The organism is Ornithinimicrobium sp. CNJ-824 (assembly GCF_001942405.1).
In the GTDB taxonomy this organism is placed as follows: Bacteria; Actinomycetota; Actinomycetes; order Actinomycetales; family Dermatophilaceae; genus Ornithinicoccus; species Ornithinicoccus kibberensis.
Genome location: NZ_MKKA01000005.1, coordinates 18274 through 33172, shown reverse-complemented (window position 1 = coordinate 33172; position 14899 = coordinate 18274). Strand labels below are relative to the sequence as shown.

General features: G+C 73.3%; 11 protein-coding genes. 4 read left to right on the top strand and 7 right to left on the bottom strand.

The genetic code is table 11. From position 1 onward, the window contains the following. Positions 1-157: 157 nt before the first annotated feature. A complete protein-coding gene (locus BJF81_RS02250) occupies positions 158-1306 on the top strand; it encodes a lipase maturation factor family protein (protein WP_342447048.1) in 1149 nt (382 codons plus the stop codon). Between the two features lie 66 nt (positions 1307-1372). Beyond that, the gene (locus BJF81_RS02245; RefSeq protein WP_075956985.1) at positions 1373-3457 is read left to right on the top strand and encodes a M3 family metallopeptidase; all 2085 of its coding nucleotides are present in this window, start codon (positions 1373-1375) and stop codon (positions 3455-3457) included. Positions 3458-3620: 163 nt separating this feature from the next. Here the strand turns inward: BJF81_RS02245 and BJF81_RS02240 are convergent, their stop codons facing one another. From BJF81_RS02240 to BJF81_RS02230, 4 genes are all read right to left on the bottom strand, one after another. Further along, the gene (locus tag BJF81_RS02240) at positions 3621-3866 is read right to left on the bottom strand and encodes a hypothetical protein (protein WP_075956984.1); all 246 of its coding nucleotides are present in this window, start codon (positions 3864-3866) and stop codon (positions 3621-3623) included. Positions 3867-3972: 106 nt separating this feature from the next. Then, positions 3973-5145, bottom strand: coding sequence for an EF-Tu/IF-2/RF-3 family GTPase (locus BJF81_RS18885; RefSeq protein ID WP_237769973.1), 1173 nt, complete (start codon positions 5143-5145; stop codon positions 3973-3975). A 416-nt stretch (positions 5146-5561) separates the two neighbouring features. Further along, positions 5562-6053: a GTP-binding protein gene (locus BJF81_RS18880; RefSeq protein ID WP_237769967.1), complete on the bottom strand. Its 492-nt coding sequence runs from the start codon at positions 6051-6053 to the stop codon at positions 5562-5564. Between the two features lie 100 nt (positions 6054-6153). Further along, positions 6154-6675 (bottom strand): MarR family winged helix-turn-helix transcriptional regulator, encoded by a 522-nt coding sequence (locus tag BJF81_RS02230; RefSeq protein WP_075956983.1) that lies wholly within the window; start codon positions 6673-6675, stop codon positions 6154-6156. Between the two features lie 85 nt (positions 6676-6760). Between BJF81_RS02230 and BJF81_RS02225 the strand changes: the two genes are divergently transcribed. Next, positions 6761-10072, top strand: coding sequence for an efflux RND transporter permease subunit (locus BJF81_RS02225; protein WP_075956982.1), 3312 nt, complete (start codon positions 6761-6763; stop codon positions 10070-10072). A gap of 33 nt (positions 10073-10105) precedes the next feature. Here BJF81_RS02225 and BJF81_RS02220 read toward each other — a convergent pair whose 3' ends face one another. Both BJF81_RS02220 and BJF81_RS02215 read right to left on the bottom strand, forming a co-directional pair. Further along, positions 10106-11749, bottom strand: coding sequence for a BCCT family transporter (locus BJF81_RS02220; protein WP_083663926.1), 1644 nt, complete (start codon positions 11747-11749; stop codon positions 10106-10108). An 87-nt stretch (positions 11750-11836) separates the two neighbouring features. Beyond that, positions 11837-13216 carry a glucose-6-phosphate dehydrogenase gene (locus BJF81_RS02215; protein ID WP_075956981.1) on the bottom strand — a complete coding sequence of 460 codons (1380 nt, stop codon included), beginning with the start codon at positions 13214-13216 and terminating at the stop codon, positions 11837-11839. Positions 13217-13279: 63 nt separating this feature from the next. Between BJF81_RS02215 and BJF81_RS02210 the strand changes: the two genes are divergently transcribed. Continuing rightward, positions 13280-13837, top strand: a complete 558-nt coding sequence (locus BJF81_RS02210; protein WP_083663925.1) for a DedA family protein — start codon at positions 13280-13282, stop codon at positions 13835-13837. A gap of 19 nt (positions 13838-13856) precedes the next feature. On the opposite strand, the gene BJF81_RS02205 is transcribed toward BJF81_RS02210, so the two are convergent. Continuing rightward, positions 13857-14888, bottom strand: a complete 1032-nt coding sequence (locus BJF81_RS02205) for a lactonase family protein (protein WP_075956980.1) — start codon at positions 14886-14888, stop codon at positions 13857-13859. Between the last annotated feature and the right edge of the window lie 11 nt (positions 14889-14899).

Below are 14899 nucleotides of genomic sequence, written 5' to 3'. Positions count from 1 at the left end.
ACCGACCTTCCTGCGACGCGCGACCTTCGCGCAGGCGCCGAGTCTGTTCCACCGGTGGTGGTCCGACCGCCTCTTCCTCGCCATCGCCTGGACGGGCGCGGCACTGGCCCTGCTCACCCTCGTCGGCGTTACCGCCCGGCTGCCCCTGGCCGCCTCGATGGCGGTGTGGGCGGTGCTGTGGGCGCTCTACCTCTCGATCGTCAACGTCGGGCAGCTCTGGTGGTCCTTCGGCTGGGAGACGCTGCTGTGCGAGGTCGGCTTCCTGGCGATCTTCCTCGGCAACGCCGCCGTCGCGCCGCCCCTGCTCGTGCTGCTCCTGGTGCGCTGGCTGCTCTTCCGGCTCGAGTTCGGCGCCGGCCTGATCAAGCTGCGCGGCGACCGCTGCTGGCGCGACCTCACCTGCCTGCACCACCACCACGAGACCCAGCCGATGCCCGGGCCGCTGTCCTGGTTCTTCCACCACCTGCCGGGCCCCCTGCACAAGGTGGAGGTCGCCGCCAACCACGTCACCCAGCTGATCGTGCCGTTCGGGCTGTTCCTGCCGCAGCCGGTGGCGGGGGTCAGCGCCGGGATCATGCTCGTCACCCAGCTGTGGCTGGTGGCCAGCGGCAACTTCGCCTGGCTCAACTGGCTGGCGATCGTCCTGGCCGCCTCCGTCCTGCCGGACGCCGTCTGGGCCTGGCTCCTCCCCGGTCCCGTGCAGGACCGGCTCGTGCCCACGCAGGCCGGCGCGACGCCATACCCCTGGGTGGTCGCGGTGGTGCTGCTCACCGTGCTGGTAGCGGTGCTCAGCTGGCGGCCGGTGGTCAACCTGCTCTCGCCGGGCCAGGCGATGAACGCCTCCTTCGACCCGCTGCGGCTGGTCAACACCTACGGCGCGTTCGGCAGCGTGACGAAGGTGCGCCACGAGATCGTGCTCGAGGGCCTGGACAGCGGCGGGGTATGGCGCGAGTACGGCTTCCGGGGCAAGCCTGGGTTCCCGGGGCGCTGGCCGCGGCAGTACGCGCCCTACCACCTGCGCCTGGACTGGCTCATGTGGTTCGCCGCGCTGTCGCACCGCTACGCCTACCCGTGGCTCCCGCGGCTGCAGCGGCGGCTGCTCGAGGCCGACCCGCCGACGCTGCGGCTGCTTGCCCACGACCCGTTCGACGGGCGGCGGCCCGAGGCGGTCCGGGCGGTGCTCCACCGCTACCGCTACACGACCTGGGCCGAGCTGCGCGCGACGCGGGAGTGCTGGCACCGGCGGCCCGTGGGTCCGTTCGGGCCGGTCGTCACCCCGGACAGCGCCGAGCCGGACTGGTGGTGAGCGGCCGACCGGGCGCCGGCCACCGCCCGGAGGACCCCGGGCACGCGCCGTGATGGGATGGGACCCATGACCAACCCGCTCCTTGCCCCCTCGACCCTGCCGTTCCAGCTGCCCGACTACGCCACGATGACCGAGGCGCACGTCCGCGAGGCGCTCGAGGTCGGGATGACCGAGCAGCTGGCCGCCCTGCGCGCGATCGCCGAGGACACCGCGCCGCCGACCCTGGAGAACGTCGTGCACGCCTGGGAGCGCAGCGGCGCCACCCTGGACCGGACGTTGTCGGCCTTCTGGGTCGCCCGGTCGGCCGACACCACCCCCGAGCGCGACGCGATCATGGCCGAGTTCTCCCCACGCCTGGCCGCCCACCAGGACGCCATCCTCATGGACGCCGACCTCTACGCCCGGCTCACCGGCCTGCGGGACCGGATCGACGCCGGCGAGGTGGAGGCCGACGAGCAGGACCGGTTCTGGCTCACCGAGTCGCTGCGGGCCTACGAGCGCGGCGGCATCACCCTCGAGGCGGCCGACCAGGCCCGCCTGCGCGAGCTCAACGCCGAGCTCGCCGGGCTGACCACCCAGTTCGACCAGATCCTCGTCGAGGGCCGCAACGCCGCCGCGGTGCACGTCGTCGACGAGGAGCGGCTCCGAGGGCTCAGCGACGACGAGAAGGCCGGGCTGCGCGAGGCCGCGCAGGCCCGCAGCCTGGAGGGCTGGCTGGTCCCGATCGTCAACACCACGGGCCAGCCGCTGCTGTCCTCGATGGAGGACCGCGGGCTGCGCGAGGAGGTCTTCCGCGCCTCGGTCGACCGGGGGCTGGGCCGGGGCACGCAGGCCGACCACGACACCCGCGACGTGCTCGTGCGGATCGCCCGGCTGCGCGCCGAGCGGGCCACGCTGCTGGGCTACCCGCACCATGCGGCCTACGTCCACGAGACCAGTTGCGCCGGCGGCACCGACGCCGTCAACGAGATTCTCTCCCGGCTCGCCGCCGGGGCCGTGCCCCTCGCCGAGCAGGAGGCCAGCGCCCTACGGGCCCGGCTGGAGACCCTCGACCCCGGGGCCGACCTGGAGCCGTGGGACTGGCAGTTCCTGGCCGCCCGGGAGGCCGCCGAGTCGGCGCTGGACCCGGAGAAGCTGCGGCCCTACCTGGAGTTCGAGCGGGTGCTGCACGAGGGCGTCCTCGCCGCCGCGACCGCCCTCTACGGCATCACCTTCTCCGAGCGGCCCGAGCTCGTCGGCTACACCGACCAGGCGCGGGTCTTCGAGGTGCGGGAGGAGGACGGCAGCGTCCTCGGCGCCGTCGTGCTCGACCCCTACACCCGGCCCACGAAGAAGGGCGGGGCCTGGATGACCTCGATCGTCGACCAGAGCTCCCTGCTCGGCGACCGGCCGCTGGTCACCAACACCTGCAACGTGCCGCCGCCCGCGCCGGGCTCGCCGAGCCTGATGACCTGGGACAACGTCATCACGCTCTTCCACGAGTTCGGCCACGACCTGCACGGGCTGCTCTCCGACGTGCGCTACCCCTCGCGCTCGGGCACCTCGGTCCCGCGCGACTTCGTGGAGTTCCCCTCCCAGGTCAACGAGATCTGGGCCTTCCAGCCCTCGCTGATCCGCCGCTACGCCCGCCACCACGCCACCGGCGAGCCCCTGCCCGAGGAGTGGGTGGACGCGCTTGTCGCGCAGCGCCAGGAGACGGCATACCGGACCCTGGAGCTGCTCAAGGCGATGCTGCTCGACCAGGCCTGGCACCAGACCCCGCTGGCGGAGCTGCCCGCCGACGGCGCGGGCGTGGAGGAGTTCGAGGCCGCGGCGCTGGAGCGGGCCGGGGTGGCCTTCCCGCTCGTCCCGCCGCGCTACCGGTCGGCCTACTTCCACCACATCTTCGGCGGGGGCTACGCCGCCGGCTACTACTCCTACCTGTGGTCGGAGGTGATGGACGCCGACACGGTGGCCTGGTTCACCGCGCAGGGCACCGACGAGCAGCCCGGGGGTATGACGCGCGCCGCCGGCGAGCGCTTCCGTCGCGAGCTCCTCGGGCGGGGCGGGTCCATCGAGGCGATGGAGACCTACCGGCGCTTCCGGGGCGCCGAGCCGGACCTTCGCCACCTGCTCGCGCGCCTGGGCCTGGGCGACGAGCCCGCCGCGTGAGCCCGGGGACACGGGTTCACGGCCGGCCGGCCTCCTGACGGGGCGGGTCGCTCGTCGCTGAGGTCGGCTCGTCGCGACCTCCATCGGCGTGTACGGCGATGCAGGTCGCCGGCACCCGACCTCACCTGCCGCCTCCCCTCAGGGTCGGCGGAGGGCGGGCTCGTCACATGCCGCGCGGACGCTCCGGGGGGACGTTGCCGTGGCGGGCGATCGACTCGGACCGGTCGTGCTCGTCCTTGACCCGGACGGGCCCCTGCCCCTGGAGGCGGGTGGCCACGTGAACGACCCCGGCGATGAGCACGGCCGCGGCCAGGAGCAGGAGGAGACCGGTGTCGGTCACCAGGCCGGCCACGAACGCGGTGACCGCGACGAGTGCGTAGACCAGGCTGAGGACGACGACGGTGGACATGCCTCCATGGTCCCAGATCCGACCCCGGTCGTCAGGTGGAGGACGACCGGGGGCCAGGTCGGCCGGTGGTCTCCCGGGTCGGGTCGGCCGGTGACCCCTGCGTCCGTCAGCCGGTGATCTCCCGGGCCAGCGCGGCGGGCATGTAGTCGTAACGGACGAACTCCCGGGTGAAGCTGCCGGAGCCGTGGGAGACCGAGCGCAGGTCGATCGGGTAGCGGGACAGCTCGTGCTGGGGCACCTCGGCCCGGACCACCGTGTGGCCCTCGACGGGGGCCGGTTCGGTGCCCTGGACCTGGGCGCGGCGTCCGCGCAGGTCGGCCATCACCGGACCGACGAACTCGTCGGCCACGGTGATCTCCACGAGGTCGACCGGCTCCAGCAGGGAGACGGTGGAGCTGTTGGCCGCCTCGCGCAGGGCCTGGCCGGCCGCGTTCTGGAAGGCCATGTCCGAGGAGTCGACCGAGTGGGCCTTGCCGTCGACGAGGGTAACCCGCACGTCGACGCAGGGGTAGCCGGCGAGCACGCCCTCGGCGAGCTGGCTGCGCAGGCCCTTCTCCACCGAGGGGATGAACTGCCGGGGCACCGCGCCGCCGACGACCTTGTCGACGAACTCGAAGCCCGCACCCCGCTCGAGCGGCTCGATCTCCAGCTGGACGACGGCATACTGCCCGTGCCCGCCGGACTGCTTGACCAGGCGGCCCTGCACCGGGACGGGCCGCACGAAGGTCTCCCGCAGCGAGGTGCGCACCGGCTCGGTCTCGACCTCGACGTGGTGGCGCTCGGCGAGCAGCTGGAGGACCTCCTCCTGCTGGGCCGGGCCCAGGGTCCACAGCACGACCTGGTGGGTCTCGGGGTTGTGCTCCAGGCGCAGGGTGAGGTCCTCGCTGACCAGGCGCTGCAGCGCACCGGCCAGCTTGTCCTCGTCCTTGCTCTTCGCGGCCTTGATGGCCACGGGCAGCAGCGGCTCGGGCAGCAGCCAGGGCTCGACGAGCGCGGGCCGGTCGCCGGAGGAGAGCGTGTCGGACGTCTCGGCGGTGGACAGCTTGCTCACCAGCACCAGCTCGCCGGCGATCGCGGAGTCGCGGGCCTCGGCGCCCCCGGGGACCGGGGTCGTGATCTGGCCGACGCGCTCGTCGTCCTCGTCGTGGCCGGGGTGGCCGGGGACCTCGTGCCCGACGACCCACTCCAGGTGTCCGCTGACGTGCAGCCGGTCGCCGGAGCGCAGCGTCCCGGAGAAGATGCGGACCAGCGAGAGCCGACCCACGTAGGCGTCGGTCATCGTCCGGACCACCTGCGCGACGAGCGGTGCCTCCGGGTCGGCGGCGACCTCGAGGACGGTCTGGGCGTCGGGCGTGGTCACGGTCGGCACCCAGGCCTGGTCGGGCGAGGGGAAGGCCGCCACGACGAGGTCGAGCAGCCAGGGCACGCCGGTGCCGGTCGGCGGGTGGACCGGGACGATCGGGAAGAAGCGGGCCGTGGAGATGGCGGCCCGCAGGTCGGTGCGCAGCCCCTCCAGGTCCAGCTCCTCCCCGGAGAGGTAGCGGTCCAGGAGGGTCTCGTCCTCGGAGGTCTCGATGACCGTCTCGATGAGGGTGGCGCGCCGGTCGGCCACCGCGTCGGCCTCGTCCTCGGCGAGCTCGCGGGTGGACCCGTCGGCGTCGACGCGGACCTGGTCGAGCAGGTCGACGACCCCGGTCAGCTCCTGGCCCTCCAGCACGGGCAGCGCCAGCGGGACCGCGTCGCCCAGCAGGCGGCGGCACTCCTCGACGACCTGGTCGTAGTCGGCCCGGGCCAGCTCCAGCTGGGTGACGGCCACGAGGCGGGGGATCCGGGCGCCTCGCACTCGCGCCACAGCATGCGGGTGGCCTCGTCGATGCCGCTGCCGGCGGCCACGACGAAGACGACCGCGTCGGCGGCCCGCAGCCCCGCCCGCACGTCGCCGACGAAGTCGGGCCGGCCGGGGGTGTCGACGACGGTGACGACGGTGCCGGTGGCCTGGTGGACGGTGCTCGCCACGCCGAGGTCGGTCGAGGCCTCCTCGGCCTCCTTGACGTGGCCCAGCTGGCCGGTGGTCAACTGCTCCAGGAGGGCGCTCTTCCCGGTCCCCTGCGGTCCGACCAGGACCACGTTGCGCAGGTGGGCCGGAGAGGCGGGGGGCGTGAAGGAGGAGGCGCCGGTGCGGTTCATGGGGCCAAACCTACGCCGCGGGGGCGACGGACGGCACGAGGGGTATGCAGCTCCGGGGCGGCTCGCGAAGGGTTCCCGGTCGGGCCCCGACGGCGTTCCCTCAGGCGTCGGCGGCCTCGCGGGAGCGCTCGTCCTCGACCTCGCGGGCGGCCTCGCAGGAACGCTCGTCCTCGACCTCGCGGGCGGCGTCGCGCATCCGGTCGGTGAGCCGGGCGAGCTCGCGCAGGTCGTCCTCGTCCAGCCGGTCGAGGATGCGGGCCTTGACCCGGTGGACGGGCACCTCGAGCTCGGCGAGCATCTCCTCGGCCTCAGGGGTCAGGTGCAGGAGCACGCGACGCCGGTCCTGCGGGTCCTGCTCGCGGTCCAGCCAGCCCTTGGAGGCGATCCGGTCGACGATGCCGCTCATGGTGGGGGTGGACACGCCGAGGGCCTCGGCGAGCTGCTGCCCGGTGGACCCCGGGGCCGCCCGGAGCACGGCCAGGACCTGCAGCTGCCGCAGGGTGAGGTCGGCCGACGTGGAGACCGGCTCGACCCGCCGCATCGCGACGGCGTGCAGCTCGACCTCGGCGGCCGCGATCCGCTCGCAGAGGAGACGGCGCGCGTCGGTCCGGACCGGGGTCACGTCGGGTGCACCTCCTGACGGGGACGAGGGGGGGGTGTCCAACGTTTAGGGAGAGGCTAACCGTTGGCCGTAGGCTTGGCATCCTATGGCACGCCTCACACTGTTCAGCGTCCGCAACCGGGCCCTCATCGCCCTGACCACCCTCTTCGCCGTCCTGGCCGGGCTGTGGTCCACGGTGACGCTGCCGCGCGAGCTCTTCCCCTCCCTGCAGTTCCCCGTGCTGGCCATCACCACCGCCGTGCCGGGGTCCGGCAGCTCGGTCGTGGAGGAGCAGGTCACCGAGCCGCTGGAGATCGTCGCCCAGGGCCTGCAGAACGTCGTGGAGGTGACCTCCACCAGCACCGACGGCTTCTCCTCGGTGGTCGTCGAGCTGGACTACGGGACCGACCTGGGCGCCGCGCAGACCTCGCTCCAGCGGTCGGTGCTCTCCGCCTCCACCGGCCTGCCCGACGGCGCCGAACCGCAGATCTTCGCCGGCAACCTGGACGACTTCCCGATCATCCAGCTGGCCGCGTCCGGCGGGCCGGACAGCGACGCCCAGGACCTCATCGACCGGCTCGAACGGCTCGTCGTGCCCGAGATCGAGGACATCGACGGCGTCCGGGCGGTCACCCTCTCCGGCGTCTCGGACCGGATCGTCACCGTCGACCTGGACGAGGACGAGGCCGCCGAGGCGGGTGCCGACGTGGGCGCCGTGGCCCAGCTGCTGCAGACCAACGGCGTGGTCGTCCCGGGCGGGACGGTGCTCGACGGGGACCGGGAGCTGCCCGTCCAGGTGGGCTCCCGGCTGACCTCCGTCGAGCAGATCGAGGCCTTGCCGCTGCTGACGCAGGCCACCGTCGGGGCCCGGCAGGCCGCCGCCCAGCAGCGGGCCGCCGCCACCGAGGCCGAGGGGGCCGCGCAGGAGGCCCGCACCGCGGCCGACGAGGCGGCCGCCGCCGCCCAGGCCGACCCGACCGACCCGGCCCTGGCCCAGGAGGCCGCCGCCGCGGCCGCCGCGGCCGAGCAGGCGACCGCCGCCGCCGAGCAGGCCCGGGCGGGGGCCGACGAGGCCGGGGACGTGGAGGTGCCCACCCTCGGGGACGTCGCCGAGGTGACGCTGCAGACGCGGGAGGCGACCGCATACACCCGGACCAACGGCGAGCCCAGCGTGGGGCTGGCCATCACCAAGACCCCGGACGGCAACGCCGTCGACGTCTCCCGCGCCCTGGAGGACCTGCAGGAGGAGATCACCACCGCCCTCGACGGCGGCGAGCTGGTCACCGTCTTCGACGGGGCGCCGTTCATCGAGAAGTCCATCGAGGACCTGGCCACCGAGGGCCTGCTGGGCCTGGGCTTCGCGATCCTCGTCGTGCTCATCTTCCTGCTCTCGGTGCGGCTGACCCTGGTCACGGCCGTGTCGATCCCGCTGTCGCTGCTGCTGGCCCTCATCGGGCTCTCGGCCCTGGGCTACAGCCTCAACATCCTGACCCTGGGGGCGCTGACCATCTCCGTGGGCCGGGTCGTCGACGACTCGATCGTCGTCATCGAGAACATCAAGCGGCACATCGCCCGGGGGGACGAACGGCGCACCGCCGTCGTCGAGGCGACCCGCGAGGTGGCCGGCGCGATCACGTCGGCGACGATCGCCACGGTCGCGGTGTTCCTGCCCCTGGGCTTCGTCACCGGGCAGGTCGGCGAGCTCTTCCGACCGTTCGCGGTCACCGTGGCGCTGGCCATGCTCGCCTCGCTCCTCGTGGCGCTGACCATCGTCCCGGTCCTCGGCTTCTGGTTCCTCGGCGGCAAGGGCCGCCACGGTGGCCGGGCGCGTGCCGACCACGACGCCGACGACTCCCCCGACCGGCTGCAGAAGGCCTACCTGCCCGTCCTGCGCACGGCCCTGGCCCGCCCCTGGCTGACGCTCGGGCTGGCCGGCCTGCTGCTCGTCGCGACCGGGTGGACGGCCACCCAGCTCAAGACCGACTTCATCGGCAGCTCCGGCGAGAACACCCTGCAGGCCACCCTCACCCTGCCGACCGGCACCCAGCTGGAGGAGACCGACGAGGAGGCCGCCCGGGTCGAGCAGTGGCTGGCCGAGCAGGACGAGGTCGAGTCCTACCAGGTCGTCGCCGGCAGCCCCGGGGGCATCGAGGCCGTCTTCATGGGCAGCGGGGCCAACACCGCCACCTTCGCGCTGACCCTCGTCGAGGGCGTGGAGGGGGAGGCCTTCGGCGAGACGATGGCCGCCCGGTTCGAGGAGCAGCTGCCCGAGGGCGCCTCGCTCGTCACCGCCGCCGGCCAGCAGATGGGCACCTCCAACCTCGAGGTGGTCGTCCAGGCCCAGGACGAGGACGACCTGCGCGCCGCCGCCGACCAGGTGACCGAGGTGATGGCGCAGGTCGGCGCGGCCGACGTGACGAACAACCTCACCGACACGGTCCCCGCCCTCCGCGTGGAGGTCGACCGGGCCGCCGCCGCCGAGGTCGGCGTCGTGGAGTCACAGCTGGGGCAGCTCGTCCAGGCCGCCACCGACGGGGCCCGCGTGGGCCGGGTCGAGTTCGACGCGCAGCAGCTCGACGTGCTGCTGCGCCAGGGCGAGGCGGCCGACGTGGACGCCCTGGCGGACCTGGAGGTGGCCACCGACGAGGACGGCGAGGCGGTGCGGCTCGGCGACGTCGCCGAGCTGACCACGATCGAGGAGGCGGTCTCCATCACCCGCATCGACGGGCTCCGGGCCGCCACGGTCGAGGGCCGCCCCTCCGGCGACGACCTCGGCGCGACGACGGCCGAGCTGACCGCCGCCCTGGAGGACCTCGACGTGGCCGAGGGCGTCCAGGTCGAGGTCGGGGGCGTCAGCGCCGAGCAGGCGTCCGCGTTCCGCTCGCTGGGGCTGGCGCTGCTGGCCGCGATCGCGATCGTCTACCTCGTCATGGTGGCGACGTTCAACTCGCTGGTCCAGCCGCTGATCCTGCTGGTGTCCGTGCCGTTCGCGGCGACCGGGTCCGTCGCCCTGCTGCTCGTCACCGGCTTCCCGCTCGACGTGGCCTCGCTCATCGGCCTGCTCATGCTCATCGGCATCGTCGTGACCAACGCCATCGTGCTCATCGACCTGGTCAACCAGTACCGCGACCGGGGCATGGACCGGCACGAGGCGGTCGTCGAGGGCGCCCGGCACCGGCTGCGGCCGATCGTCATGACGGCCGCGGCCACGATCCTGGCGCTGACCCCGCTGGCCCTCGCGGTGACCGGCGGCGGGGCCTTCCTGTCCCAGCCGCTGGCCATGGTCGTCATCGGCGGTCTGATCAGCTCGACGCTGCTGACGCTGATCCTCGTGCCCGTGCTCTACGAGCTGGTCGAGCGCGGCGCGGCCCGCATCGGCGGGGAGCGCCACTCCCGGGGGCCGGAGGCGGCGGCCTGAGCCGGGCCGCCCCCGGCGGGCGGGGGTATGCGGTCAGGGCGCCGGTGAGCTGCCGGCCCTCCGGTCGTCGGCGTCACCCGTCTCCTCCTTCGGGATGATCGGCCCCTCGCCCGCGGGGACCCGCCCCTTGCGCACGACGAACCCCTCCTCCCGGAAGGCCATCACCAGCATCGGCACCATGGCGAAGACGAGGATGAAGACCGGCAGGCCCATCACCGTGATCACCTGCTGCAGCGAGGTGAGCGCCTCGTCGCCGCCGAGGACGATGAGGCTGGCCGCGACGGCGCCCTCGGACACGCCCCAGAACACCCGCTGACGGGTGGGGCCCCCCTCGGCCTCGCCGGAGCAGAGCATGTCCACGACGAGGGAGGCCGAGTCGGAGGAGGTGGCGAAGAAGAGCGCGACCACGACGATGGCGATGCCCGAGGTGAGGGTCGCCAGGGGGAAGTTCTCGAAGAAGGCGAACATCGCCAGCGGCACGCTCTCGGCGACCGCCGCCGACAGCTCGCCGCCGCTGCCGCCGATCCCGTCCAGCTCCATCGCCGACCAGCCGAAGACGACGAACCACACGAGGGTGAAGACCGAGGGGGCCACGAGGACGCCGCCGATGAACTCACGGATGGTGCGGCCGCGCGAGATGCGCGCCAGGAAGATGCCCATGAACGGCGACCAGGTCACCGTCCACGCCCAGTAGAAGACGGTCCAGCCGCCCTGCCAGCCCCAGCCGCCCTCCTTGGAGAACTCGGCCATGGCGTCGTTCCAGAAGGACAGGCGGACGACGTCCTGCAGGTAGTAGCCCAGGCTCTCGATCAGCTGCCGCAGCAGGAAGACCGTCTCCCCGGCGAAGAGCACGAAGATCATCAGGGCGACGGCGGTGAGGATGTTGAGGTTGGACAGCCGCTTCACGCCCTTGTCCAGGCCGGCGACGATGGAGGCGGTCGCCACGATCGTCAGGACCGTGATGATGACGACCCGCAGCCACACCGCGTCCTCCAGGCCGGTGAGGGAGCTCAGCCCGGCGCTGATCTGGGAGGTGCCCAGGCCCAGCGAGACCGCCAGGCCGAAGATGGTGCCGAGCACGGCGAAGACGTCGATGACCTTGCCCGGGGTGCCGTGGATCCGCTCCTTGAGCAGGGGGTAGAACGCCGAGGAGAAGCGCAGCGGCAGGCCCTTGCGGTAGACGAAGTAGCCGAACGCCAGCCCGGGGAGGGTGAAGATCGCCCACGTGTGGATGCTCAGGTGGTACAGCGAGATGCTCATCGCGCTGCGCGCGGCCTCGACCGAGTAGGGCTCGACGTCGGGGAACGGCGGGGCGGCGAAGTGCGACATCGGCTCGGCGACGCCCCAGAACATCAGGACGGTGCCGATGCCGCCGGCGAAGAGCATCGCGAACCAGGACAGGTTGCCGTAGGCCGGCCGGTCGTCGTCGGCGCCCAGGCGCAACGACCCGTAGCGGCTGAAGGCGACCCAGATGAGGAAGAGCACCCAGCTGGTCACCCCGAGGATGAAGAACCAGCCGAGGTGGGTCACCACCCAGTCACGCCCCTGGCCGAACACCTCCCCCAGCGGCCCGGGGAAGGCCAGCAGCAGGATGAGGATGGCGATCATCAGGCCGGCGGACCAGAAGAAGATCTGAGGGTTGGTCCGCAGGCCGAGCCTGCGTGCTAGTTCGTCCATGACCAGCAACCCTTGCGCAGGCCCGCCCGTCTGTCCACCCCTCCCCCGGTGCCGACGACGTGGGGAGGGCCGGCCGGGAAGACCTGCTCAGCCCGGGACCCGGTCCCACCCGTCGGGGCCGCCGGAGCCCGCGGCATACTCCTCCATCGGCACCTCGTCGGCGCGCCAGGCGTCGAGCACCGGCTCGACGATGCGCCACATCTGCTCGGCGTTGTCGCCGCGGATCGACAGCAGCGGGTTGCTGTCGAGGATCCCGGCCAGCACCTCGCCGTACGGCTTCATCCGGGGCTGCCCCAGGGGGGTGTGCAGCTGCTTCTGCGTCAGCTCGAAGGGGTCGCCCTCGGCGTTGACAGACATCTCGACGGTGACCGCGCCGGGGCGCAGCTCGAGGACGAGCTTGTCCGGCGCGCCGCAGTCGCGGAGCCCGTCCGGGACGTGGGCGGGGGCGCGGAAGGTCACGGTGATCTGCTTGTTGTCGTCCCCCAGGGCCTTGCCGCTGCGCAGCACGAACGGCACGCCCGCCCAGCGCTGGTTGCGCACCTGGACGATGAGCTGGGCGAGGGTCTCGGTGCCCCGGTCGGGGTCGACCCCCTCCTCGGAGGTGTAGTCGGGCACCTGCCGACCGTCGATGGTCCCGGCGGTGTAGCGCGCCCGGCGCGAGGCCGTCAGCGGGTCCTCGCCCCACAGGGTGGTGGCCCGCAGCACCTGGGCCTTCAGGGAGCGGATCTCGTCGGGGTCCATGCTCGCCGGGGACTCCATGGCGAACATGGCCAGCACCTGCAGCAGGTGGGACTGGGTCATGTCGATCAGGGCCCCGGCCTTGTCGTAGTAACCTGCGCGGCCCTCGAGGGCGAGCGACTCGTCGTAGCAGATGTCGACCCGCTCGATGTGCTCGGCGCTCCACAGCGGCTGGAAGATGCGGTTGGCGAAGCGCAGCCCGAGGAGGTTGAGCACGGTGTTGACGCCGAGGAAGTGGTCGATGCGGAAGATCCGGTCCTCGGGCACGACCTTGGTGGCCTGCTCGTTGAGCTGGACCGCGGTCTCCAGGTCGTGCCCGAACGGCTTCTCCATCGCCAGCCGGGTGCCCTCCGGCAGGTCGATCGCCGCGAGCAGCTCGCACACGCCGACGGTGACCTGCGGCGGGAGCGCAAAGTAGATGACGAGGCCGTCCTCCACGCCGTCGACCAGCGCGCGCAGCTGCTCGGGGTCCAGGGCGTCGGTCTGCTCGTAGCGGGCGGCGGCCACGATCCGCTCGACGACCTCCCCGTCCACCTCGGCCTCGGCCAGCGAGTCGCTCACCCGCCGCCTCCACCCGTCCTGGGTCATCTCCGAGCGGTCGGCGCCGAGGACGACGACGTGCCGCTCGGGCTCGATCCGCAGCAGCGAGCCCAGGCCGGGCAGGAGCAGCCGGCGGGTCAGGTCGCCGGAGGCGCCGAGGATGAGGAGGGTCGTGGGTGCGTCTGCCATGGCGCACAGTCTGGCATCGCGACGGGAAGGGCGCGCGCGGCGACCGATATCCTCGACGGTGGGATGCTCATCGTCATGGCCGGCCAGGGCCAGTTCTTCTGGGAGCGGCACGGCTTCGTCGTCGCCTACCTGTTCCTGTTCCTCGTCGGGATGCTGCGCGGGCAGGGCACCTACTGGCTCGCCCGGGTCGTGACCGAGCAGACCCTGCGCCGCACCCGGCCCACCGAGGGCTGGAAGGCCGGCGTGCACCGCTGGCTCAGCGGCGACCGCGTGGCCCGCGGGCGCAGCTCGATCCAGCGCTGGGGGCTGGTGACCATCCCGCTGGCCTACCTGACCGTCGGCTTCCAGACCCTCGTGCTGGCGGCCGCGGGGATGCTGCGCATCGCCTGGCCGGTGTTCACCCTGGTCCAGATCCCGGGGGCGCTGGCCTGGGCGGCGATCTACAGCACGATCGGGTTCGCGCTGTGGGGCGCGACGATCGCCGCGCTGGCCGGGGAGCCGCTGGCCCTGGCGGCCCTCCTCGCCACGGTGGTCGTCGTCGGCACGACGCTGGCGGTGCGGCGGCGTCGGCGCAACGGGGCGGCGGCCGCGGCGGCCAAACGAGGTGCGCCGCTGCCGTGACGCAGCGGTCGTCCTGCCCTCACCCCACCCAGGTCGGGGCGGCCCAGGCCAGCGAGTGGCCGGTCCGCTCCAGCAGCCCCTCGTCGGTGGACCAGACGTCGACCGACCCCTCCCGCTCGGCGGCCACGAGCAGCAGGTCGCCCTCGTGGCCGGGGACCCAGCCGATGAACCGCGGCCAGTGGCCCGTGACGACCTGCTGGCGCAGCTCGAGCAGCCCCTCGTCGTCGACCGCGTAGACCGAGACGGTGTCGGTGCCCCGGGTCGAGACGTAGACGTGCCGCCCGTCCGGCGACACCACGACGCCGCCGGTGGTCGTCTCCCCCGGGCCGGGGCCCTCGGGCGCGGTCGTGACGGTCTGCACGACCCGCCAGCCGACGCCCCCGGCGGCACCGGTGCCGTCCGCAGCGCCGCCGTCCTCCCGCCGGACCACGTGCACCGTCTGGTCCAGCTCGCCGACGACCCACAGCAGGTCGTCCCGGCCGGGTGCCAGGGCCAGGTGGCGCGGCCCGCTCCCGGCCGGCAGCACGACCTGCCCCACCTGCCGCAGCGCCCCGTCCTCGACCCGCAGCTCCGCGACCCGGTCGGCCCCCAGGTCGCACACGAGCAGCCGGTCCTGCCCCACGAAGACGGCCTGGTGGGCGTGCGAGGAGTCCTGCCGCTCGTGCGGCCCGTCACCCTCCAGCTGGAGCTCGTCGACCAGCTCCAGCTCCGCGCCCGCCGCGACCAGCCCCACGCTGCCGCTGACGTAGTTGCTCGCCACGAGCCACCGGCCGTCGGGCGAGAGCGCCAGGTGGGCCGGCCCCATCCCGCCGCTGTCCACCGACGAGACCACGCCCTCCTCGGGGTGCACCCGGACCACGGCCCCCCCGTCGGCCTCGCTGACGGCATACCCCTCCTCGGTGCCGGGGAGCCGCACGAGCCAGGAGGGCGCGGGCGGGCCCGGGAGGGCGACGGCGTCCCCGAACCCCGTGGTGGGGTCGTAGTCGACCCGTCCCCAGCCCGACCGGTCCTGCGGCTGGTCCTGCGTGTATCCACCCAGGTGGAGGGTCATCGCGGCTCCTT

Bases quoted from the DNA above. Each gene is read 5' to 3' on its own strand.
- BJF81_RS18880 (WP_237769967.1), bottom strand. From the start codon at position 6,053: ATGAACCGCACCGGCGCCTCCTCCTTCACGCCCCCCGCCTCTCCGGCC.
- BJF81_RS18885 (WP_237769973.1), bottom strand. From the start codon at position 5,145: ATGACCGACGCCTACGTGGGTCGGCTCTCGCTGGTCCGCATCTTCTCC.
- BJF81_RS02220 (WP_083663926.1), bottom strand. From the start codon at position 11,749: ATGGACGAACTAGCACGCAGGCTCGGCCTGCGGACCAACCCTCAGATC.
- BJF81_RS02250 (WP_342447048.1), top strand. From the start codon at position 158: ATGGCGGTGTGGGCGGTGCTGTGGGCGCTCTACCTCTCGATCGTCAAC.
- BJF81_RS02245 (WP_075956985.1), top strand. From the start codon at position 1,373: ATGACCAACCCGCTCCTTGCCCCCTCGACCCTGCCGTTCCAGCTGCCC.
- BJF81_RS02225 (WP_075956982.1), top strand. From the start codon at position 6,761: ATGGCACGCCTCACACTGTTCAGCGTCCGCAACCGGGCCCTCATCGCC.
- BJF81_RS02240 (WP_075956984.1), bottom strand. From the start codon at position 3,866: ATGTCCACCGTCGTCGTCCTCAGCCTGGTCTACGCACTCGTCGCGGTC.
- BJF81_RS02215 (WP_075956981.1), bottom strand. From the start codon at position 13,216: ATGGCAGACGCACCCACGACCCTCCTCATCCTCGGCGCCTCCGGCGAC.
- BJF81_RS02210 (WP_083663925.1), top strand. From the start codon at position 13,280: ATGCTCATCGTCATGGCCGGCCAGGGCCAGTTCTTCTGGGAGCGGCAC.
- BJF81_RS02205 (WP_075956980.1), bottom strand. From the start codon at position 14,888: ATGACCCTCCACCTGGGTGGATACACGCAGGACCAGCCGCAGGACCGG.